This is a genomic window from Dyadobacter ginsengisoli DSM 21015 (assembly GCF_059568735.1).
Map to the genome: position 1 here is coordinate 1 of NZ_JCANTY010000021.1, position 23,790 is coordinate 23,790.

At 46.0% G+C, this 23,790-nt stretch carries 19 protein-coding genes and 2 rRNA genes; 1 reads left to right on the forward strand and 20 read right to left on the reverse strand.

Going from position 1 to position 23,790, the window contains the following annotated elements; translation table 11 throughout:
• Window positions 1-269: ribosomal RNA gene (locus BP71_RS37525) — 16S ribosomal RNA — on the reverse strand; the annotation flags it as partial.
• A gap of 246 nt (window positions 270-515) precedes the next feature.
• On the reverse strand, window positions 516-2,147 hold the full coding sequence (gene pruA, locus BP71_RS37530) for an L-glutamate gamma-semialdehyde dehydrogenase (RefSeq protein ID WP_496387003.1): 1,632 nt from the start codon (window positions 2,145-2,147) through the stop codon (window positions 516-518).
• Window positions 2,148-2,331: 184 nt separating this feature from the next.
• On the opposite strand from pruA, the gene thrC reads away from it, so the two are divergent.
• Window positions 2,332-3,639 carry a threonine synthase gene (thrC, locus tag BP71_RS37535; protein ID WP_496387005.1) on the forward strand — a complete coding sequence of 436 codons (1,308 nt, stop codon included), beginning with the start codon at window positions 2,332-2,334 and terminating at the stop codon, window positions 3,637-3,639.
• 131 nt (window positions 3,640-3,770) lie between these two features.
• Here the strand turns inward: thrC and BP71_RS37540 are convergent, their stop codons facing one another.
• From BP71_RS37540 to rrf, 18 genes are all read right to left on the reverse strand, one after another.
• Window positions 3,771-5,582, reverse strand: a complete 1,812-nt coding sequence (locus BP71_RS37540; protein ID WP_496387007.1) for a tetratricopeptide repeat protein — start codon at window positions 5,580-5,582, stop codon at window positions 3,771-3,773.
• Window positions 5,583-6,017: 435 nt separating this feature from the next.
• A complete protein-coding gene (locus BP71_RS37545) occupies window positions 6,018-7,631 on the reverse strand; it encodes an Ig-like domain-containing domain (protein WP_496387009.1) in 1,614 nt (537 codons plus the stop codon).
• A gap of 66 nt (window positions 7,632-7,697) precedes the next feature.
• Window positions 7,698-8,600, reverse strand: a complete 903-nt coding sequence (locus BP71_RS37550) for a class I SAM-dependent methyltransferase (protein WP_496387011.1) — start codon at window positions 8,598-8,600, stop codon at window positions 7,698-7,700.
• Window positions 8,600-10,462: a tRNA uridine-5-carboxymethylaminomethyl(34) synthesis enzyme MnmG gene (gene mnmG / locus BP71_RS37555; RefSeq protein ID WP_496387013.1), complete on the reverse strand. Its 1,863-nt coding sequence runs from the start codon at window positions 10,460-10,462 to the stop codon at window positions 8,600-8,602. Before mnmG ends, BP71_RS37550 begins: the two co-directional genes overlap by 1 nt.
• Window positions 10,463-10,516: 54 nt before the next feature.
• Window positions 10,517-10,930 (reverse strand): rRNA maturation RNase YbeY, encoded by a 414-nt coding sequence (ybeY, locus tag BP71_RS37560; RefSeq protein ID WP_496387015.1) that lies wholly within the window; start codon window positions 10,928-10,930, stop codon window positions 10,517-10,519.
• 193 nt (window positions 10,931-11,123) lie between these two features.
• On the reverse strand, window positions 11,124-14,444 hold the full coding sequence (locus tag BP71_RS37565) for a DUF4175 family protein (RefSeq protein ID WP_496387036.1): 3,321 nt from the start codon (window positions 14,442-14,444) through the stop codon (window positions 11,124-11,126).
• A gap of 188 nt (window positions 14,445-14,632) precedes the next feature.
• Window positions 14,633-15,373 carry a porin family protein gene (locus tag BP71_RS37570; RefSeq protein WP_496387017.1) on the reverse strand — a complete coding sequence of 247 codons (741 nt, stop codon included), beginning with the start codon at window positions 15,371-15,373 and terminating at the stop codon, window positions 14,633-14,635.
• A 97-nt stretch (window positions 15,374-15,470) separates the two neighbouring features.
• Window positions 15,471-16,295: a tryptophan synthase subunit alpha gene (gene trpA, locus BP71_RS37575; RefSeq protein ID WP_496387018.1), complete on the reverse strand. Its 825-nt coding sequence runs from the start codon at window positions 16,293-16,295 to the stop codon at window positions 15,471-15,473.
• Entirely contained in the window at window positions 16,292-16,684 is a 393-nt protein-coding gene (locus BP71_RS37580; protein WP_496387020.1) for a Dabb family protein, read from the reverse strand. Before BP71_RS37580 ends, trpA begins: the two co-directional genes overlap by 4 nt.
• Window positions 16,685-16,717: 33 nt before the next feature.
• A complete protein-coding gene (locus BP71_RS37585) occupies window positions 16,718-16,918 on the reverse strand; it encodes a hypothetical protein (RefSeq protein WP_015813244.1) in 201 nt (66 codons plus the stop codon).
• Window positions 16,919-16,941: 23 nt separating this feature from the next.
• Window positions 16,942-18,141, reverse strand: coding sequence for a tryptophan synthase subunit beta (gene trpB / locus BP71_RS37590; protein ID WP_496387022.1), 1,200 nt, complete (start codon window positions 18,139-18,141; stop codon window positions 16,942-16,944).
• A gap of 5 nt (window positions 18,142-18,146) precedes the next feature.
• Complete coding sequence (locus tag BP71_RS37595; RefSeq protein WP_496387024.1) at window positions 18,147-18,797, reverse strand: phosphoribosylanthranilate isomerase; 651 nt, start codon at window positions 18,795-18,797, stop codon at window positions 18,147-18,149.
• A complete protein-coding gene (gene trpC / locus BP71_RS37600; RefSeq protein WP_496387026.1) occupies window positions 18,794-19,612 on the reverse strand; it encodes an indole-3-glycerol phosphate synthase TrpC in 819 nt (272 codons plus the stop codon). Before trpC ends, BP71_RS37595 begins: the two co-directional genes overlap by 4 nt.
• A 54-nt stretch (window positions 19,613-19,666) precedes the next feature.
• A complete protein-coding gene (trpD, locus tag BP71_RS37605) occupies window positions 19,667-20,656 on the reverse strand; it encodes an anthranilate phosphoribosyltransferase (protein WP_496387028.1) in 990 nt (329 codons plus the stop codon).
• A gap of 58 nt (window positions 20,657-20,714) precedes the next feature.
• Window positions 20,715-21,281 (reverse strand): anthranilate synthase component II, encoded by a 567-nt coding sequence (locus BP71_RS37610; protein WP_496387030.1) that lies wholly within the window; start codon window positions 21,279-21,281, stop codon window positions 20,715-20,717.
• A gap of 24 nt (window positions 21,282-21,305) precedes the next feature.
• Window positions 21,306-21,695, reverse strand: a complete 390-nt coding sequence (locus BP71_RS37615) for a tautomerase family protein (RefSeq protein WP_496387032.1) — start codon at window positions 21,693-21,695, stop codon at window positions 21,306-21,308.
• Window positions 21,696-21,708: 13 nt separating this feature from the next.
• Entirely contained in the window at window positions 21,709-23,130 is a 1,422-nt protein-coding gene (locus BP71_RS37620; RefSeq protein ID WP_496387034.1) for an anthranilate synthase component I family protein, read from the reverse strand.
• A gap of 439 nt (window positions 23,131-23,569) precedes the next feature.
• A 5S ribosomal RNA gene (gene rrf / locus BP71_RS37625) occupies window positions 23,570-23,681 on the reverse strand.
• Between the last annotated feature and the right edge of the window lie 109 nt (window positions 23,682-23,790).

A 23,790-nucleotide genomic window follows, 5' to 3' on the forward strand; every position in this document is an offset into this window, starting at 1 on the left:
CGATCGTCGCCTTGGTAGGCCGTTACCCTGCCAACTAGCTAATCGAACGCATGCCCATCTACCACCGATAAATCTTTAACAAATAGACCCATGTGGGCCCCCTGTATTATGCGGTATTAATCCGGGTTTCCCCGGGCTATCCCCCAGTGATAGGTAGGTTGCATACGCGTTACGCACCCGTACGACGGTGACATTGCTGCCCCCTCGCCTTGCATGTATTAAGCCTGCCGCTAGCGTTCATCCTGAGCCAGGATCAAACTCTCCATTGTAAATTTTGTTTGCTATATAAATAGCCTTGATTCTATTCAAACGAGTATTTCTTACTCTTTTGGTCTATCTCATCATGTCAAAGAACAGGGCCAATCGCGCTTTCTTTTCTTCTTCTCTCTCGCGTCGTTTGCGATTGGGATTGCAAAGGTAGAAAAGAATTTTTCAACTGCAATACTGGGTCAAGAAAAATCTTTATTTTTTTGAAATTTCTTCAACCATTCAAACTATTCAGAAGCATTGTACAATTATTCAACGGAAAGGAAGGGATATTTATAGTCTTTCGGCGAAACCAGCGTTTCCTTAATAGCTCGCGGAGATATCCAGCGAAGTAGATTCAAAACCGATCCGGCCTTATCATTTGTACCCGATGCACGCGCACCACCGAATGGCTGCTGCCCTACCACCGCACCGGTTGGCTTATCATTTATATAGAAGTTACCTGCCGCATTCACCAAATGCCTGGTTGCATATTCAATGGCATATCTGTCTCCCGAAAATACAGCACCTGTCAATGCATAAGGAGATGTGGCATCTATGATGGGAATGATCTGCTCGAATTCATTTTCATCATACACATATATTGTAAGCACCGGCCCGAAGATCTCCTCGCACAGGGTCACATAATCCGGTTTGAAAGCCTGAATAATGGTCGGCTCGACGAAATAGCCTTTGCTCTTGTCAAAATTGCCTCCTGCGACGATTTCGGTGTCGACGCTGGCCTTTGCACCATCTATATAAGAAGCGATCTTGTCAAACGACTTTTCGTCTATCACCGCATTGACAAAATTGGAGAAATCTTCGACGCCGCCCATTTTGATCTCTGCGAGATCGGCCCGCATCAGTTTTTTCACCTCCTCCCACAAATTGGAAGGAACATAGGCCCTTGAAGCTGCCGAGCATTTCTGCCCCTGGTATTCAAAAGCCCCGCGCACAAGGCCCGTAACAAGCGCCTTCGCATCCGCCGACTTATGTGCGAGCACGAAGTCCTTACCGCCCGTTTCGCCTACGATTCTTGGAAATGTCTTATAGGTAGCAATGTTATCGCCGATGGTTTTCCAAATAGTCTGAAATACCTTGGTACTACCTGTGAAATGAACACCGGAAAAATCGGGGTGCTTGAATATGACATCACCAGCAACCGGTCCATCTACAAGTATCATGTTAATCACACCACCAGGAAGGCCCGCTTCCTTAAAGATTTTCATGATTACATTAGCCGCATAAACCTGTGTAAATGCGGGTTTCCAGATCACAACATTGCCCATCAGCGCAGGTGCAGCCGGTAGATTTCCGGCAATCGCTGTGAAGTTAAAAGGGGTTATTGCAAAGATGAATCCCTCCAATGGCCGGTATTCCATGCGATTCCAAACACCGTCAGAAGAAACAGGCTGCTGCTCATAAATCTCCCGCATGAAATTTACATTAAGCCTCAGAAAATCAATGATTTCACAAGCTGAATCTATCTCAGCCTGGTAGGCATTTTTGGACTGCCCCAGCATCGTTGCTGCATTCATTTCGGCGCGGTACGGCCCAGCAATCAAATCCGCAGCCTTCAGGAATATCGCCGCCCTTTGTTCCCAGGTAAGCGCAGCCCAACTGATTCGAGCTTCCAATGCGGCTTCAACAGCTCTAGCAACATCCTGTTTGTCGCCCTCATGAAAATAACCAAGAATATGGCGATGGTCGTGAGGCGGAGACACAGCCTTTTTGTTCTGTGAATAAATTTCTTCATTACCGATATACTGTGGTATTTCAACCACCTTAGATCTCGCCTCAGCAATGGCTTTTTTGAGTTCTGTTCGTTCCCGGCTATCCGGCGCATAATTTTTCACCGGTTCGTTTTTAAGTGCCGGCACGCTGAAAATTCCTATCGACATATTATTTGGTTTGATTTATTGATTTGCTCATTATTACTCGCTAACAAAATTATCTTCTGCTGAGATCCAATATCGGGCTCATAACGTCGGTTCCCCTACTCCAAAATTCATTTAAAAGCTTTCAAAATGAATGACCTGCTAGGATTTTAGTTAAATTTGCGCTCCCAATTTCCGGATTAATCAAATGAAATTCTACAGTACCAAAACTGCAAGTTTAAAAGCATCGCTGGAAGAAGCAATTTTTAACAGCCTGCCTCCAGACAACGGTCTCTACATGCCAGAGTCAATCCCGAGAATCTCTGAGGAATTTCTGGCAGACATTGAGAATAAATCCTTCAATGAGATCGCCATCGAAGTAACACATACGCTTTTGGGCAGTGAAATTACAAGAAGCGAAATTGAATCCATCATTGACCGTGCATATGATTTTGAAGCACCTGTTGTTCAGATCACTCCGAACGACTATGTGCTCGAACTGTTTCATGGCCCATCCATGGCTTTCAAGGACTTCGGAGCACGGTTCATGGCCACGATCATGTCCTACTTTTTGCAGCGGTCTGATAAAGAAATAAGAATACTTGTGGCGACCTCCGGTGATACAGGAGGCGCAGTTGCTCAAGGCTTCTATAAGGTTCCCGGCATATCGGTCACTATCCTCTACCCGAGCGGAAAAGTGAGCGATATCCAGGAAAAGCAACTCACTACGCTAGGACACAATGTAACGGCGATCGAGGTGGACGGCACATTCGACGATTGTCAGCGATTGGTGAAAGAAGCATTTCTGGATCCTGAGCTAAATGCAAAATATAATCTCGCATCCGCAAACTCTATCAATATTGCCAGACTAATTCCACAGTCATTTTATTATTTCGCAGCTTACGCGCAGTTGAAAAAACTTGGCAGGCCGCTGGTGATCTCAGTTCCGAGTGGAAATTTCGGAAATCTTAGCGCCGGCATCCTGGCCTACCGTATGGGACTACCGGTTGAACATTTCATTGCGGCAACCAACCTGAACAATGCGGTACCGCGTTATCTGGAATCTGGGAAGTATGAACCACGGCCATCCATCGAGACCATCTCCAATGCAATGGATGTCGGTAGCCCGAGCAACTTCGTAAGACTCAAGCGATTTTTCGGTGACGAATGGAAGTCGGTGACTGAAAAAGTCTCCGGGGCATTCTACAATGACGAGCAGACACAAAAAGCAATGCGCGAAGTTTTCGGAAATGCCAACTACGTGATGTGCCCACATACCGCGGTAGCATATCGGGGACTTCAGGAGTACCGTAAAAAAAATAGAGGCAACTTCGTCGGTCTTTTCCTTTCAACAGCTCATCCGGCAAAATTTATCGATCTGGTGGAAGAAACGATCGGAAAAAGCATTGAGGTACCTGAAAGATTGAAATCACTGCTTAATATTGAAAAAGTGGCGATCAGAATGAAACCTGACTTCGAGGCATTCAAAAAGCTATTAATGAATGATTTAGAATAGATTTTTGCAAATTCCAACCGTCTGAGATTTGGATGTTTGAGTTAACGCGGAAGATGACCGTGAATTTCAAAACGTAAAAGGCCTCGAAGCGACAAACTTCGAGGCCTTTTTGCATCAGCTAATGAAAATTCCTAATTGATCACGTCTCCTCTTAAAATCCGGAACCGCTTCCGCGACTCGGCGACAAAAATACTTCCCGGATATTTCTCCATCAGCTCCTGATATAATTTCATCGCCTGATCCTTGTCACTCAATTTTTCCTGGTAGAGTTTCGCCATGGCGAACAATGCGTCGTCTCCGTAAAGGTCATGGCCGAATTTGGAGTAGAGCAACTTTAGATCTTCCATTGCCTGCTTGTTGCTATCGAGCTTGATGTATGTCTTAGCGGTAAGCCACAAAATTTCATCAGCCAGACTGTGGCTTTGATATTTCTGGTACAAACCCTTCAAGGTATCGAGCGCTTCAAATTTCTTGTTCTGGAACAATTGCAGCTCCACTGCGGAGTAAGCCTTCATGGCGACCTCGGTACTATCCAACCCCGTGTTATCCATGATCAGCAGCGAAAGTTCATTGGCGTCATTGGCAATCTCCCTTGTAGTTGCTTTCTTCAGAATATCAAGAACTGCCTTGGCCAGCTCGAACTCGCCTTTGAAGTAATGCAGCTTTGCATTCCGCAATTTCGCTTCATAACCCAATACATCGTCTTTCTGAGACTTCTCGACTTGTGAATAGACCAACGTCGCTTCCCAGGGTTCGCCTTGTAAAAGGTAGATATCCCCTAGATCAAGCTTGCATTTATCTACAAAATTCTTCTCGGCCTTACCCGCTTCGATCGCTGTCTGGAGAATTTCAATTGCTTTTTTGAAATCATCCATATAGAATGCATTCAGGATTGCCATATTGCGCAGTGCTTCAATTGTCCTGACATTGACTCCAAGTTCATCGACCAATTGCTGGTATTGTCCCAGCAGTTTCTGAACTTCACTACGCTTGACGGGATAGGTGTTCTTCACTTGTTCTTCGCGTGCGAAAATGGCCATTCTTCGGGCGACGGGATAGAGTTGTCCTTTCGGATATTCTTTCACCAAATGATCGAAGATCGTTCCAGCATTGGCATAGTCCAGGTTCTGCAAAGCGAGCATCCCGAGGTTATACAGTCTTGAACCATTGTGTTTGAAACGCCGGTCAAGTGCCCGTTCCTGGACGAATGCTTTATAGAAATCTTTTCTTTGAACCTGATACCAGATCAGCAACTCATTGTAGAAACCTTCGTTGGGGAATTTCTGGATCTTGTCATAAAGTACTTTTTCCAGTAGGGCCTGCTCCTTTTCATCCTTGGTAAAATCCTGAAGCATATTCTGCACCACTTCGGTATTCTGGTAACGCATACCGTAGGACAGCAGCTCATCGATCATTTTTTCGGGTTCATTCAGGTCTCGGTAGATGCTGGCCAGTTCCAGCTGGAATATATCCGATCGCTTTGCACTCTCCCTTGCTTCGAGTAAGATATTCTTTGCCCAATCCGATTGGTTATTAGCCCTGAATTCCTCTGCCAGATCGCGTTTAAGCTCTGTTCGAGCTCCCGACGCGGTGATGGCCATCTCATACTTTTTGGAGGCCTCCTGCGGCTTTCCCTGATTCTCAAGCAGTACGCCCCAATAGATATAATACCAGGCAGCATTATTGACATCTCCTTTGATCTGTTTCTTGAAAAACTGTTCGCCATCATTCCAAGCTTTGTTCTTCACAATACAGCTGGTGTAATTCTTGAGTGAGACCTTCTCAAAAGAATTTTTTAAAAAAGAAGAATAGTAACTCAACGCCTTCGGACAGTCTCCATTCTTGAAGTATTCCTCGGCCAGCTCCCGCTCCCCCTGCCCAAACGCCGCCGCCGCCCCGGAAAGCAGAAATCCTATCATCAAATAGCTCGTAACCCTTTTCATAATAGATAAAAAAAATCTTTTCCCTTTAGTTATTATCCTTCATTGGGGCTGTGGATTTGTGAATAAATACCTTATCCACTGTAGATTAACATACTTATTCACATTTTGTGGATAAGTATGTTAAGTTATCCACTGTAGCTTTTTTTATAATCAACATTTAAGTTGCTGAATTACAAGTTAGGAAATATTCTATTCACATCAGAATGTGGGTAAACGGCTATAGTTCGCTATTTTTGTTATCCACAGTTTCTAAAGTGCATCAACGTACTGTTAACTCTGATTTAGATGCCAGTTATCCACTCCAGGGTAGAAAATGAAATTTTATCCACACTTATATAGGGTTATCCACATAATTGTTCACATTTTAGAGCGTCTTACCAACAAATTTTCCGTGTTGTGCACATAGTTATCCACAGACTGTAGACAAATATGTCGTTATTTTTCTCCAGGAATGGTAATGTTGATATCGTTTAGCTCGAAATTTGCCTTGAGTAGTATCTTATCCGGGACGTAATAGATGAATTCCGGCTGCAGGTCCCGCTCCATCTCGCCTGCATCCCATCTTTTGTTTCGATTTCTATCAATTGTTATCCGAAGAAAGTATTTGCCCTGAGGAATATTACGTAAAACATAGGGCGATTCGTAGACGGTCTGAATGACTTTGTATTGCTCGTCTACCAGGTCTATGATGAAATGGACTGAGCTGTCGGCATTAGTCACACGACCGCGGATAATTCCGTAATCTTCTTCTTTTAGTATAGGATGCCTTAGCAGTGTTTTGGGTAGTGTATCGCCTTCGACACTGATAATTGATCCCTTTGGAATATCCCATTTGAGCGTGTCTTTAGCGAAGGATTTGGCGTCGATCGTAAGGATGTTATGGTTTTTGTTCCAACTCCATTTAAAAGCATTTAATGGCTCATGGGTTAGACTGTCGGTGATTAATGCAATTTTTTGATCGTCAATGAACCGGATTGGCTTGCTTAGAATGATCTTATAAGTGAAAGTGTTAGTGACTGGCTTATTGGCTTCTGGTAACGTGGTGAAAGACATCGGATCCTTTTGGCGTTCTTTTCCCCGTTGCGCCTGAAATGCGATTTTTTGTTCAAATTCCGTGATTTTGCCCAAAGAATCCGTTGCGGCGAGTTTGACGAGTGTGGAGTCCGGATGTGGCTCTACATTGAAGAATTTGAGTGTTCCTCCGGCCTCCAATAGATAGGGAAGCGTGTCTTTGTTCATGAAAGTCACACCTACGCTTTCAACCGGTTTGCTGAATACGACGGAGTAATTATTGACCTTTGGAATGGTTCGTTGAATTTTTAGAAGCGTGTTGTCGGAGAGAAACATGTTGATATGATAGGATGCCGAGTCGGTGCCGGCTACGACCGGCTTACTCAAAAAGCCCATTCGTTCATCCTTCGCGTTGTAGAGCATGTTACGGTTTTTGTCATCGATGGCAACCAGTTTGTATGACCGGGTTTGAATGTTTTCAATGGAAAATATGCCGCTGCTGTCGGTTCTTGAGAAATAATATGGTTTCTGTTTTGCGATATTGAGCGTATCGCTGACGTTGTAAAGGCCTACCAGAGCGTCAAAAATGGGCTTGTTCGTCTTGATATCCTTCAGTGTGCCGTAAACTCGACCGGAGTCAAGGGAACTCCCGGTGCTGAATACGATTTTGAGGTTTTTGGCCGGATTCTTTTCAGCGAAGTCTTTAATGGCGTCTCCAAAATTCAACGTGTAGGTAGTGCTGTCTTTAAACTGGTTTTTGAACGTCAAGAGAACTGACATGCCATTTTGCTTGTAGGAATATGGATTGTCCGCCTCCGGTGTGATGACGAGCTTCTGGTTGATGTTGTCGACGACTACATATTCATCAAAGAACAGTTCCACCTTCTTTCCTTTAAAATTCAGCGTTTTGTTGACGGGGTTGCTTTCTACGAGATTTGGCGGAATAGAGTCCTTTTTTCCTCCGGTAGGCGCGACTTGTTGGGCGCAACGGCCGAAAATGAGCAAGCAGATAATGGCAAATGCAATGGTTCTTATCATTTCAGATGAATTTAAAAAGCCCCCAATACAGTGGGTATTGAGGGCCGTTTGATAGGTTAAAGCTTTTTAGTTTTTCGAGATAATGTAGATCAGACTGGAAGTATTCAATTCTTTATTTTTGCCCGGGCGTCCCTTGATATTAGATTTTAGGCCAGTGACTACGCTGTCTAACAGATTCATTTTTTTGCTTCTATATTTTGTGCTAAGCATGCTGACGTAAAAGGAATCGAACCACATCGGAAGAATCTTTTTTATACTGAGACGATGTTTTTGCAGCAGGTTTTTCATGGTTGCTCTTGTAAAATGATATAGGTGCCTGGGAACATCATAGGCTGCCCAGAACCTACCATATTTGGTTGCGTCGTAGGACTGCGGATTGGGTACTGCAATGATGAGCCATCCGTTTGGTTTCAAGTGTTTTTCTAACCATTCCAGGAGTTCGTTGAGCTTATGTACGTGCTCGAGTACGTGCCATAATGTAATAACATCATATTGTTCGGAGGAAAGTCGCTTCTCGTCGACGTTTTCAAAGACCGTAGCTCCCACCCTCTTTGAGGCGACTTCCCGGGCTGAAATATCAGGTTCGGTACCGTAGGTTTTCCACCCGTTCAGTTTCATAGCACTAAGAAAATTGCCGGTTCCGCAACCAATATCCAGCAATTTTCCTTTGGGTTGGACCAAGCTGTTTACCAGTTCCACCTTTTGTTCGATGGTGTGATTCCGTACGGATGTATATACTTTACTCATCATATCCTTGGCTTCGTCATGATGAGAAATATAGTCCTGGGACTCATAGTATGCTCCGATCTGCTCTTCCGACGGACGCGGATTGGTGAACAGGAAGTAGCAGGAATTACATTGTTGGATAGTGAATTCTTTGTGCGAAACGGTGTAATCTTCGACGTTCAGGTAGTTGCTGAAGCTGGATTGATTACATACCGGGCATTTATCGAGCGTTTCTAAAGACATTAGCGACCTATATAAAGCATTAATACAGATATATCCGAAGGGCTGACACCGCTGATGCGCGAGGCCTGGCCAATCGTCGAAGGACGTGTTCTTTTGAGTTTTTCACGGCCTTCAAAAGACAGGGAAGTAACGATATCGTAATTAAAGTTATCGATGATCATCAGGTTTTCCAGTTTATTCATTTTCTCGACAAGCAGCATTTCCTTTTCAATGTAGCTGTCATATTTGAGATGGATCTCTGCCTGTTGCACGGAATCGTTGGCATATTGCGCGAGTAGTTCGGTGACGACTGGACTGGCTTGGATCAACTGATCTATTGAGATCTGGGGTCTCCTGAGGAGTTGCGAGACAGCAATTTTTTCGCGAATCGGCGCTGTTCCTATAGCTTCGAGCGCGGGATTGATCTCGTCGGGCGTCAATTTGGTGGCGTTCAGTCTGGCGATTATCTCGTCAGTTTCCTGTTTCTTTTTGCGCACAGCCTCTACCCTTTCATTACTCGCCAAACCGATTTCATAACCCTTTTCCGTGAGCCGTAAATCCGCATTATCCTGCCGGAGCAGCGTGCGGTATTCGGCGCGGGATGTAAACATGCGGTAGGGTTCTTCGGTGCCTTTGTTAATGAGGTCGTCAATGAGTACGCCGATGTAAGCCTCGGATCTTTTCAGCACAAATGGATCGAGGTCATGCACATTTTGGTGCGCATTAATGCCGGCCATTAAACCCTGGCAGGCGGCTTCTTCGTAGCCAGTGGTGCCGTTGATCTGTCCGGCAAAAAACAGGTTTCCCACCAGATGTGTTTCGAGCGTTGATTTGAGTTGCGTTGGGGGGAAGTAATCGTATTCGATCGCATAACCTGGGCGGAACATTTTGGCATTTTCGAAGCCGGGGATTTTCCGGAGCGCTGCAAATTGCACGTCCTCCGGTAGGGAAGTAGAGAAGCCATTGACATAAACTTCCACTGTATTCCATCCTTCCGGTTCGACGAAGATCTGATGGCGGTCCTTGTCGGCAAAACGATTGATCTTGTCTTCCACGGAGGGACAATATCGTGGTCCCAGGCCTTTGATTCTTCCTGAAAACATGGGTGATTTTTCGAAGCCTGTTTTCAATACATCGTGTACTTCCTGGTTGGTATAGGTAATCCAGCAGCTGCGTTGTTTGGCGAGCGGCTTGGTGTCGGTGTAGGAGAACTTGGCTGGATTTTCATCACCGGGCTGTTCCTCCATTTTCGAATAGTCGAGCGAGCGCCCGTCGACGCGTGGTGGCGTTCCGGTTTTCATGCGTCCCGCTTCGAAGCCGAGGGAAACGAGTTGTTCGGTTAGTCCGGTGGCCGATTTCTCACCGGTGCGGCCGCCACCAAAATTTTTCTCGCCAATATGAATGAGCCCGTTCAGGAATGTTCCGTTCGTAAGGACGACGGCCTTCGATCGGATTTCGATTCCAAGACTGGTTACTACTCCACGGGCTTTACCATCTTCGATAATTATGTTCTTGGCGGTGTCCTGCCAGAAATCGACATTGGGATTATTCTCGAGAATCGATCGCCATTCCTGAGCAAATCGAACACGGTCGCTTTGGCAGCGCGGACTCCACATGGCGGGTCCTTTGGAAAGGTTGAGCATCCGGAACTGGATCATCGTCTTGTCGCTGACTATTCCGGATTGCCCGCCGAGTGCGTCGATCTCGCGGACAATTTGTCCTTTGGCGACGCCGCCCATGGCGGGGTTGCAAGACATCTGCGCGATGGTATGCATATTCATTGTGATCAGTAGCACGGAAGAGCCCATGGTGGCTGCTGCCGCTGCGGCTTCGCAACCTGCATGGCCTGCGCCTACCACGATCACGTCATATTCTTGAAACATAATTTACTGATTGATTAAACCACTTTAATTAAAGTGTTCCACGTGGAAATTTAACTAGAACTGCCTAAGGTACTCGTCTTCTTTGGCCCTCATAGCCATTTTAAGCGCTTCGCTTGAGTCCTCGTATCCCGCGAGGTGAAGAAGACCGTGAATGAGCACACGGCGCATTTCTGCGTCAAAATTGGTGTGGAACGTTTCTGCATTATCCTTAACTCTGTCTACGCTGACGTAAATATCGCCCTCCATTTGCTTGTCTTCCTCACTATTGTCAAACGTAATAATGTCGGTGAAGTAGTCGTGGTCCAGGTACTGTTTATTGATTTCCAGCAGGTATTGATCCGAACAGAATATATAGTTTAGCTCCGAAATTTCATAACCCTCTGAAATTGAGGCTTTTTTGATCCACTTTTTTGTCTTGATCGGATTAACAACCTTAAAATCAACGTCTTCCGAAAAGAAACTAATCATATGTGATGCTCACACGCTCATACCCGCACAGGCGTAGCCCGAGCGCGTGATATTTTAAATGTTTGATCGTAAATAATTTACAAACTTACAAAGTATCCTGATAAGAACATGAAAGGCAGGGCATAGCGCATAAAACCCTTGTTAAAAAGAGTTAACGCTATCCCCTACCCCAGCCAACAAAACGGGCGTGCGATCAGTTCTTCGCCTGGTATTTACGGAAGTAAGTGTCCACCTCGCGTTTGTAGAATGGTGAGAATGTAGGGGGTATGGTCCGGAGGAGTTCGGTTTGCTTCTCCTTTTCGCGAATGTATTTCTCGAATGCAGCAGGCGGCTGTTTGGGTTGCTGTTTCGCACTTTGTGCCTTGCGCTGCTCATCCTCGTCCTGTTCTTTCATTGCTTTTTCCGATTCAAGCAGCCGGGTTGTTATTTCCTGATTACGTTTGATCATTTCGGGTGTGATGCGTTTGTTGACGAGATCTGTTTCGGTTTCGTCCATTTTCTCAGAGATTTCCTGCAGCTCCTTGCCCAATTGCTTGCCGACTTCGGTGCCTTTCTGAGATTCCATTAATTCCTGGATCATCTTGCGGATCGCCGCTTGCTGTGCAGCCATGCGGGCGAGCTGTTCAGAATTGTTGCCCTGCCCCTCTTTGCCCTGTCCGAGCTGCTTGATCTGCCCGTTCAACTTTTCCTGCATTTCTCCCATTCCCGGTTGTTCGCCTTTTTGCTTGCCTTTCTTACCTTTTCCCGCACCGGGCATGGCCATCGCCATTTGTTGTTGCATTTGGTTGAATACATCACTCAGCATTAATGCGAGGTTGTTCATCGAGGTCATGGCAAATTGTTGTTTCGAAGTTGCCACGTTGATCTGACGGTCCTTGATGCTTTTTACGCTCTCATTCATGTACGACTTCATATCGTTCAATTCACGGGTAATGAACGATTGGATCTGCACCACGCGGTTGGCCAATGCATACAGGCTATCCTCTACGATCTTCGCGTCGTCTTTCAGTTTGAGCTGCTGCTGCCCGAGTTTGATAAAGCGGGGGTCCTGCAAGCTCACACCGCGGAAATCTTTCATCAATGTTTCCTGGTCGAACGATAATGTGATCAGGTTTTCCAGAATATCGCGTAATGCATCCAGGTTTTCCTGCATCTGCTCCATTTCAGCCGACTCCATTTGCTCTTCCATCGACTGCGACATTTTCTTCATCGACTTTGCCGCATTTTTTTGCGACTGAGCAGCTTTCGGGTTCTGTTGCTTGTCTAGCTGCTGCTTGCTCTGTTCCATTTGCTCAGAGGCATTTTTTTGCTCCTCTTTCTGCATGTCGAGCTCCTGTTCGAGCTCCTTACCCATCTCCTCGATTTCCTTGCTGTTTTCCTGGGCCTTTTTGAAATCCTCCTGAATTTTCTCCTGCTCTTTTTTCAGATCCTCGTTTTTCCCTTTCTTATCATCAGAATTTTTGTTCTTATCGTTTTCCTGCGACTTTTGGGCAAGTTGTTCTTCCTTGTCCGCCAGCTCGTTCAGTTTTTCAACCAGATTTTCCATTTTCTGTTCCATCTGCATTTGCTTGAAAAGCTTCATGGTTCTTTCGAGTTCCTTCTCGAGATTGTTCTCCTTGTTGCGGAGTTTTTCCATCATAGTTGACATCCGGTCGCTCTGTTTTTGCTCAAGGAGTTTTTTAAGCTCTTTGTAGAGTTTTTCGGTATCCTCGTCCATGAGGTCGTTCATCAGCTTTTGCAATTGCTCGATCTTGTTTTGCAGCTCGGGACTTTGCTGATTAAACTGTTTCGACTTTTCGTTTGAATTCTGATGTTTTTCTTTCAATGCCTCCAGCTCCTTCATTAATTCTTCACGCTTACGCAGCACTTCCTCGATCTGTTTCTGTTCCTTGAAGTCCAGCTCCTTGTTGCTTTTCAAACGATTGTCGAGATTATCGAGCTCTTTTTGCAGATTCTGAGCCTTTTTCATCGCCGACTGCATTTGATTCTCAGTTTCCTGCTCCGACTTTCTGACTTCGGCTTCCAGCTGATCTTTCGAAGGAACGATAAACTGAATAGAACGCGAGCGGGCACTTTTAGCACCATTTACACCGTCGTTATCCCAAACCTGGGCATAATATTCGATCTTATCGCCGGGAGCGAGCTTTAGGCTATCTACGTACCATTGGAAGAAGAAGCTCTGGGTATTGACTGTTTTATTAAATGGGATCGGAATACCTTTGGGTTGGGATGCCGCATCTTCGTCTGCCCGTTTGACCGTATAGAACATTTTGAGCTGCGAAAAACCATAGTCATCACTGATGGAGCCGCCCAAAACGAGGTAGTTATACAAGGTGGTGTCCTGGAAATTTTCCAGGTTCAGGACCGGGTATTTGTCCGGAATGACATTGATGAAATACCCGATTTTATCCGAATTGGTGGTTTCATCATTTTTCAGGTTGACCTGGTATTGTGCGGATTTTCTCACAGTCCGACGGATTTCAAAGTGGTCGCCATCGCTTTCTTTTGCCCGGTACAAGGCCGAATCATGCTCGAACCGGATGGCGAGAGACTTGGTAGATGATGTATTGAAATTCCATTCAACTGTTGTTCCCTCCGGTACTGACAGGTTTCCTACGTTGTTCAGCCCTTCGGATGGCTTGTTCAGGTAGGCCGGATAATGCAGGTTCACATCAAAGGAAAGCAGCGAGGGCCTTTCGTTGACAATAATGCGGTAATCATCCGAGGTATACCCGGCGGCGTCAAACGAAAAAGCGACGTCGCGCTGCAGGTTTTTGAACGTATAAGAGAAATTCTTGCTGCTTTCCTGCGTCAGTTTAAACCGGGTGCCGTTCTGAACCAGATAAACCGCCGAAGGAATGGCCTCGCCTTTCAGCGTAAGGTGTAATGTAAAATCTTCATTTCTGAATGCTTTCAGACTTTTGTTCTCAAGAAGAAAGGAGAATGGCGCATACGTGTAGTTTTTCTGAAAATGGATGATTCTTTCCGAGCTGGAGGAGAAGAATGAAGGATTAAACAGCAGAATGACTGCGATCGCCGCTAATGGGTAAACTGCGTATTTAAGCCGTTTTTTATTTTCATTAAATCGAATAGCGTCTGAAAAGCGGACAATCAGCATTTGGCTGGATTTTTGCCGTATACTTGCGTCGATCAGATCCGACTGTGTTCCGGTGAGTCCGCGTAACTGCAGGGTATTAACCAGTTTATCACCGATCTCGGGAAAATACCTTCCGATCTGTAATGCCGCTTCTTCATCGGACAAAGGCTTCCTTAACCCATACAGGTGGATCAGTGGTTGCACCACCCATTGCACAAATGAAAACACCAGAACAGCGAGGAAGCCGAAAAATAGCATTCCGCGCACCATCGAACTGAACCGTCCGAAATATTCGATTGTGTTGAAAAACAAAAATACAGTTAGCAGCAGCCCGATAGAAAAGATGGCACCTTTGAGTAACTGATTATAATAATATTTCTGACGGTATTCCTGAATGCGAAGCAACAGGCCTTCCATTGATGTAGTGAAAGGAGCCATAATGGTCTAGGTGTAAACTGTGAAGTCTTATAACGTGTGCTTCCGGGAAAAATTACCGAATGCTTCCACACGCTTAGAACGAAGAAATATAGCGAATTTCTACCGTATATGCCCGGAAAATATTGAAAAATCAGGGCATTGTCATACATCGTTTGGGCACGCTGCCATTAAAGTGAAATCAGCAGACCGATCGAAGCGTAATTGATCCAGTTGAAATTGTAGATTTTATCATTATCCGTCCCACCTTCCAGCATCCGGTACCCTAATTTGATACCCAGTGTGTTGTTGAAATTGTAGGCAATACCACCGAAAATATCCTCCGCCCGTCCGGCTTTCGCCGCCAGCGCGTCACCTTCCAGGATCACCGACCAGTGGTAGGACGGCTTCCAGGAAGCGTAAAAGTTGATCAGTGGCACAAAACCGAGATTATCATAATGTGTATCGGCCGACTCGCTTTCGAAACGGATATCGGCATCCCGGACCTTTCCGGTGAGGCCCGCTCCTATCCGCCACTTTCCATCCGCGAGAAAATCGTAACGATAGGTAAGGCGGTAGGAATTGAATTTGTATGCGACTTTAAGCGGCTGGCCGGGAATGAAATTGAGATTATTAAAATTTGTATTCTGCGAAAGTGAACCGCGGTAGTGAATGGTGAGCGGTGCAAACAACGCGGATAGGTTGTGCCGGTTGTCTATCCGGTAGCTTGCACGAATGCGATAAAACGCACTCCGGTCGAGGTTGAGCTGCTCCGGAAGATTGATGCGCGTACCGCTTCCGTTGGGTATTTGCACTTTATTGTAACTGGTGCCCGCTATGAGTCCGCCTTCGATATCGAAATTCAACTGCGCCAGCGCGGCTGTGTGTGCGCTGCATATCAGAACGATAAGTAGAGAAAAAGGTGGTTTCATAGGCAATGTCGGTAGATAAAAAACAAACAACCCGGGATCGAGTTGTTTGTACAAAATTGATGCCTGAAGAAAAATAAATCGGCCGCTGCGCGACGAACTACACTGCGATTGTTTCGGGAGAATTTTTGACTTCCCTCACAAACGACTTGATATCCTGTTGAAGATTGGTACTCGTCTGCAAAACACGGATGAACGCGCTGCCTATAATCGCTCCTGCGGCGTGGCCGGAAGCTTTCAAAAAAGTTTCGTGATCCTTGATGCCAAAGCCGATCAAACGCGGATTTCGCAGGTTCATCGAATCTAATTTTTCGAAGTAAGCCTCCATATTGTCGCTGATGCCCGTTTTTGAGCCTGTGACGCTCGCGGAAGACACAGCATATATAAAACCCTCACTTACGTCATCGATCTGCCTGATACGCGATTCTGAAGTTTGCGGTGTTACCAGGAAAATGTTCAGCAATCCGTGCGCGTCAAAAATGGCTTTATATTCATCGAGATAGACGTCCATAGGCATATCCGGCAGGATCAACCCATCAACTCCGACCTCGGCACATTTGGCGCAGAAATCTTCGATGCCGTACTGTAATACCGGGTTGATATAACCCATCAGCAGCACCGGTACCGAAACTGTTTCGCGCATGTCTTTCAATTGATCGAAAAGAATGCGCACCGACATCCCGTTTTCAAGCGCCCGGTCATTGCTCTGCTGAATGGTTTCGCCATCGGCTACGGGATCGGAATACGGCATTCCAATCTCCACCAGATCCGCTCCGCCATCCTGCAATGCCTGCAAAACAAGTAGGGTGTCGTTCAGTTCCGGGAAACCGGCGGTGAAATACACGTTCAGTAACCCTGGCGCGCGATGGCCGGGGCTGTCGGTTTTTTGATTAAAATTCTGAAAAAGATTTACAATCCGGTTCATTCCTGTGTCCAGTAGTCAACAACCAATACTTTGTCCAGGTGTGGTTCCAGGACTTTTACAAATGCCTTGTGGTCGGGATGAGGCAGGTAAATTTCGCGGGCCGCTTCACTCTCAAAGCTTACGAAGAAAACATGAGTGAAACCCTGTGCCAACCCCTCCGGGCTGTTGTTGGTACCCCATTCGAATCCTTTTACTTCCTTGATTTTGGAAGGGAGTTTTCTGAAAGCGTCTTCTACTTCTTTCACCTGCGCAGGAGTTGCAGAATCTTTAAACTTAAACAGAACAACGTGACGCAGCATTTTTTTGGGTGCGGGATTGGAAGGTGAAACAAATGCCATGGACCCGAAAAGAAGCATGGACGCGAACAAAAGGAGTTTTAATTTTATCATATGAGGTATGGATTAAGATGATCCTGAATGGAACTAGGCAGAGCAATTAAGGCATTCGCCTTCGTCGCTGAATTTCAGACGGTCGAACTCGCCCAGTTTTTCTTTCATTTCCAGGATTTCGTCTTCCATATCGCAACGCTCGAAGAGAGACAGTTCACCGGAATTCACTTTTGCTTCCAGTTCCTGGATTTTCAACCGCAGATCGAAAACCTCGGGTAGTGTTAATGTAGCCATGTGATGTGGTGTTGAAGTGAGAATTAATCGATGTATTTCATGTAAGTGGCCATATCCTTGTCGCCGCGCCCGGAGAGATTTAAAACAACGGTTTCGTTCTCCGAAGCGCCCAGTCGTCCCAGGACAGCCAATGCGTGCGATGACTCCAATGCCGGAATAATGCCTTCATTGCGCGTCAGCTCAAATGCGGCCTGAACGGCTTCTTCATCAGTGGCAGACATGAATATGCCTCGGCCGCTGTCGTAGAGGTAAGCATGTTGAGGTCCGATACCGGGATAATCGAGCCCCGCCGAGATCGAAAATGGCTCTACAACCTGGCCGTCTTCTGTTTGCATCAGGATGGTGCGGCTTCCGTGCAGTACGCCTGGTTTGCCCAAAGCGGTTGTGGCTGCTGAATGACCTGAAGTAAGGCCCATTCCCGCGGCTTCCACGGCCACGAGCTTTACATTTTCTTCGTCGAGGAAATGATAGAATGCCCCGGCTGCATTACTACCGCCTCCTACGCAGGCGATGACGTAATCTGGTGTTTCTTTACCAATGTGCTCTTTCAGCTGCCAGCGGATTTCTTCGGATATAACGGATTGAAAACGTGCAACCATGTCCGGATACGGATGCGGACCTACCACGGAGCCGATAATATAATGTGTATCGACGGGGTTGTTGATCCAGTGGCGCATGGCTTCGTTAGTAGCGTCTTTGAGCGTGCGGGACCCACAAGTGGCCGGGCGGACTTCGGCACCGAGCATTTTCATGCGAGCCACATTGGGGGCCTGGCGCTCGATATCCAGTTCGCCCATGTACACGATACATTCCAGATCCATCAATGCACAAACCGTTGCGGTGGCTACACCGTGCTGTCCCGCACCGGTTTCGGCTACAATGCGCTTTTTACCCAGCCGCTGTGCCATCAGGATCTGACCGATGGTGTTATTGACCTTATGGGCGCCGGTGTGGCAAAGGTCTTCCCGTTTCAGGAAGATATTGGTTTTATATTTTTCTGAAAGCCTGTTGGCCCGGTAAAGTGGTGTAGGCCGGCCTACGTAATGGCGTAGTAAGTCGTTATATTCCTTTTGAAAAGAAGGGTCTGCGATTACTTCCAGATAGTTTTCACGCAACTCTTCCACATTCGGATAAAGCATTTCAGGAATGAATGCCCCTCCGAAGGTTCCGTAGTAGCCCTTGTCATTTACCTGGTACGACTTCTTTTCTGCAATTGATTCCATAAAAATTAAGCTTCCGCTTCTTCTTGTTCTTTTACGCGAACTAAACTAAATAACTCTTCCAGTTTGGAAATGTCCTTGATACCCGGCTCAGTTTCAAACCTGCTGTTGACATCGATGCCGTAAATGGGTAACGTTTGGGATAATGCGATGATTTCCTCGATGTTTTCCAGACCGATGCCACCGCTGAGGAGAAAGGGCTTTTCGTTGTCATACTTGCTCAGTAATTTCCAATCGAATGCCGTTCCGTTGCCGCCTGGGTTATCCCCTTTTGTATCGAACAGGAACAGATCGCAGAACGATTTGTAGTTGTTGAGCATGGCGAAATTGAATTTGTCATCAATAGAGAATGCTTTGATGACGTTTACGCCCTTCTGACGGATGCTGCGGCAAATATCCGGCATTTCATTGCCATGCAGCTGTACATACTGGAGGTCATATTTTTTGACCATGTTGAGAATGTGTCCGGGATTGGCATTGACGAACACGCCGACCTTTTTGATACCCTGGGGAATGCTGCGGATGTATTCTTCATTCAGTTCATCTCCAACAAAGCGGGGAGATTTTTCATAGAAAATAAATCCTATAAAATTGGGCTGTAAGGCCACTACCTGCTCAATGTTGCCTTGCTGGCGCATTCCGCAAACTTTAATTTTCATAGAACCAGAGGATTTAAATTGCTATGTTGAGTTAAGTTTTGTTGCAAACCTGCAAGTGCGGCCCCAGGATTTACAGTTTTCATAAATGTTTCACCAATCAGAAAGCCCTTGTAACCATATTGATACAGCCTGACAATCGTTTCAGCATCTTTTAAACCGCTTTCCGAGATTTTGACAAATGAATCCGGAATCTGCTCGCTTAGCTCGATAGAAGTCTCTATGGAGGTCTCAAATGTCTTCAGGTTCCTGTTATTGACACCGACGATGTCAATGTGATCGCCAACGCTTGCTGCCAGTTCTTCTGCATTATGCACCTCCAATAGTACTTCGAGTCCTAAATCGTGTGCTTTCCGGCTCAACAGGTTGATTTGAGATGGCGTAAGGCATGCAGCGATCAGCAAAATGACATCCGCGCCAATGGATTTGGCTTCGAAGAGCTGGTATTCATCCACGATAAAATCCTTTCTCAGCATGGGAATTTGTGGATTGGCTTCCCTTGCTTTCAAAAAATCGGCAAACGAGCCTCCGAAAAAATCAATATCGGTCAGCACGGAAAGCCCTACGGCGCCTGCGTTAACATAGTCTCTCGTTACGGCTTCCGGAAGCACATCGGCATTGATAACGCCTTTCGAAGGAGATCTCCGTTTAAATTCGGAGATAATGCGGGGTACTGAAGATGATTTTAACGCCGTAGTCAGCGAAGCCGTAGTCCGCGAGAACATAGGCTCCTTTTCCAGGTCGGAAATGGACCGATGCTTTTTCGATTCGCTGATTTCTTCCTGCTTGCGGGCGATTATTTTTTCTAAAATATTCATCTAAAATGCTGTATCTGCAACTATATCTAAAAAGGAGAAACGCTTCCCCGTTAACTATTCTTCGATCAATTTTTTAAAACAATGCAATGCTTTTTTGCTTTCCAGCGACTCCCGCGCGGTTTCCACCGCGTCGGTCAGTGACAATGCCGGGTTGGCGCAGTAAAGGGCCATGGCCGCATTGGCTAACACTGCCTGCTTTTGGGAAGAGGTTGCGACGTCGTTCAGGACATTCATGAAAATACGGGCGGAATCCTCCACGGTTTCACCTCCGGATAAATCTTCGGCGCGCAGGGTCTGAAGCCCCAGATGAGAGGGAGTAAGAACTTGCTCGGAATGAGCGGTGATAATTTTAAAAGCACCTGTTAATGACACTTCGTCGTAGCCGTCTAATGCGTGAAGAACCAGAAATTGCTTGTCCGTTTGTTGGTAAAGATAAGCAAAAAGACGTGCTAATTCAAGACTGAACACGCCTACAAGCTGTTTTTTAGGTGATACCGGATTGACCATCGGCCCAAGCATATTGAAAAAGGTTTTTATGCCCAATTCGCGCCTTACGGGTGCGACATTTTTCATAGCCGGATGAAAAAGAGGAGCATGTAGAAAACATACGCCAGCCTGGTCAATTTTCCTTTCCAGGTAGTCTTTATCATTTGTAAACTTTGCGCCCAGGTATTCCAGCACGGTGGAAGATCCGCACATCGACGAAACGCCGTGATTGCCGTGCTTGGCCACGCGCTGACCTGTACCCGCCACCACAAAGCATGATAGCGTAGAGATGTTGAAAGTGTCTTTCCCATCGCCTCCCGTGCCGCATACATCAATAGGGTCATAGGCAGATAAATCCACTGACAAGCATAGTTCGAGCAACCCATCGCGGAAACCTTCCAGCTCTTCCACGGTAATGCTCCTCATGGCATATGTGGTTAGGAACGAGGCGATTTCTGAATTGGAATACTTACCGGTACTGATACCGATCAAAACATCTTTGGCTTGCTCTTTACTTAAGACTTTATATTCAAAAAGATGGCTAAGAATGTGTTTCATTTTTGATCTACTGCTAACTGTTGATGGTCGGGTAAGGTGGTAAGGATAATGTGGTTGGTCAGATCAGGAGCCAGTTCTGCAGCATTTCTTTCCCATGCTCGGTTAAAACTGATTCGGGATGGAATTGAAGGCCTTTGACATCATATTTTTTGTGTGATAGCCCCATTACACGGCCTTTTTCGTCCACAGCGGTGATGGTGAGGTCATCGGTAAATGTTTCGGGAATAACAGTCCAGGAGTGGTATCGTCCTACTTTGATATGTGAGGGCAAACCTTTGAAAATGCGGTCGCTTGGGTCAGTAACAATGGCCGTGTCGGCAATGCCATGCAGCACGTCAGTCATGTTTTCGAGCGTGGCGCCATATACCTCGCCAATCCCCTGATGTCCGAGGCAGATGCCCAGGATGCTTTTTTTAGCCCCATACTCACGGATTACATCATGCATGATACCCGCTTCGGAAGGAATGCCGGGACCGGGTGAAAGCAGGATCTTGTCGTAATTTCCGACCGCCTCCAGTGAGATTTTGTCATTTCGGTAAATGTCTACCTGGTCGTGCAGCTCCCGCAGGATGTACACGAGGTTATAGGTGAAAGAATCGTAATTGTCGAGAACTAGTATTTTCATTTGGACGGTAAATTTCAGATCGGTTTAAACAGTGATTTTGTAATCCAGGACCAGTTCGTCACCAGCCATTCCACGGATGCCCCAGTTGTGCGCGGGTGTCTCTGTGAGTGTTATTTCCACATCGTTCGGCGCGATACCCAGCGTTTTTTCAAGGCTTTCAAAAATGAGATGGTATAAAAGCTTTTTTGCTTCAATGGAGCGGCCTTCGAATAAAGATATCTCAATGAGCGTGTACCGGTTTGTTCTTCCCTCAGGATAGAAGAAATCGCCTTCTTCGAGATAAAAAAATCTGTGCGCTCTTTTGTTCCCCGGATATTTAAAAGCCTTCATAATACAAGAATGCAGCGTTTCAGATAGCTCTTGTCTGATCGGAAAGAGCGTCGAACGGAACCCGTAGATTTTAACTTGGGACATTGTCTCTGGCGTTTTAAATTCCTTCTGCAACATGAATAGCCTGACGGAGGGCCGCCAGCTTGCTATTGATCTCCTGTAACTCGCTCTCGACGTTGGATTTAGCCACTACACCCATTCCGGCACGGAAGAAAAGCGTATTGTCTTTGCTAAGAAAAGTCCGGATCGCGATCGCGTGGTTGAAATCGCCATTGAAGTCCATGAAGCCGATGGCGCCGCCATAAATGCTGCGGTTGCTACTCTCCATCTGGTCGATCAGTTTCATCGCATTGTGCTTCGGCGCGCCTGATAATGTACCTGCAGGGAAAGTATCGGCCACGAGTTGCAGTGGATTTACGCCCTCATTCATTTTCCCAACCACTTTCGACACGAGATGGATCACATGCGAGTAATATTGTACCTCCTTGTAATTTGTGACTTTTACGGCGTCGCAGCTTCTGCTTAGGTCATTACGTGCCAAATCAACCAACATCACGTGCTCAGCGGTCTCTTTCGGGTCGTTAAGCAGGCCTTGTGCTGCTTCTGCGTCTGCCTGATCATCACCGGTGCGGCGGAATGTGCCTGCAATGGGGTGAATTTCAGCCTGACCATTTTTGATGAAGATCTGTTTTTCGGGGGAAGACCCGAAGATCTTGTAGTTGCCGTAATCGAAATAGAAGAGGTAAGGCGAAGGATTGATGGAACGCAACGCACGGTAAACATTGAATTCGTCGCCCTGGAACTGCCGGCTAAAACGACGGGAAGGAACGATCTGAAAAACATCCCCTCTGAGGCAATGATCGATCCCCCTTTGGATCACTTTCCGCATTTCGTCATCGGTAACGTTCGATGTTTCATCTGAGGTAATGCTAAAACCGTATTGCGGGAAATTGCGGTTTTTGATCAAGACCTCGATTTCATCTATTCGGCTCTCTGCTGTACTATCGCCGTATTGGTGCTCAAAAATGTAAAGTTCATTCTTGAAGTGGTTGATAGCAATTACGTATCTGTAAACCTGGTAGAATATCTGATCAATCTCTGTTTCGGCGTTCGCTGGCTGAATTTCAATATCTTCGAAGTATGTGACAGCATCGTAGGTCATGTGACCGAACAAGCCGTTTGTAATGAAGGGAAAATTGCTTTTTTCAGAAACAAAGCTCTGCGCAAATCCATACAACGCCTGGACGGCGTCTTTTCGTTGGGGTAACTCGAAATTGATTTCTGAGCCGTTGGGAAACTTTTGCGTAACGGTGCTATTGTTCAGTTTGAATGACGCGATAGGATCGCAGCAGATATAGGTAAATGAGTTTTCATTGCCGTGATAATCGGAGCTTTCCAGCAGGATTGTATTGACAAAACGATCTCTCAGTTTCAGATAGATGGAGACCGGTGTCAGTGTGTCGGCCAGTAGCTTTTTGTGGCGTGTGGAGATCGGGTAAGTCTTGTTCAGGGTTTTCATTTGTAGATTTAAATGTAAAGTGTATAAAAAAACGGCTCGCTGTCAGATGAACAGCGAGCCGTTTGGAAGTATATTTTGATTCTATACCATGCAATAGCCTACTTGTCCATCCCGGAAAGATGAGTACGCCACCACCAAATAGTATTGAATAATTTCATAGTTGATTATTGTCTTTCGACAGTTGAGGCCACAAATATAAAAAAAGAATTTGTGATTGAAATTTTCGGAAAAAAAAATTCAGGTTTAATACGACCAACGTTGCGTTTCTAATCGCCAAAGAAGAGCATCCTAGTGAAGATTCTTGTACCCCTTGGCATTTCAATCGTGAAAGATTAGTAGATAGGGCGCTTTATTAAATATTGTGGGGTATGTGTTTGCTTGTGGGGCTTTAAACGCCAAAAAGCATCCTTTATGGGGATGCTTTTTGTGTATTTAATAATTGTGGCGGCTACCTACTTTACCAGGTTTGATCCAAGTATCATCGGCGGACCCGGGCTTAACTTCTCTGTTCGGGATGGGAAGAGGTGAACACCGGGCCAATAGCCACCAACAAGTTCGTCGTTGGTTTTTTGTTCGCTATGGGAAGAGGTGAAGTCGATCGCGACCCCGGCCGTTCCAATAGCCACCAACAAGCTCTTTGAGTTAGAGTTGATGAGTTCA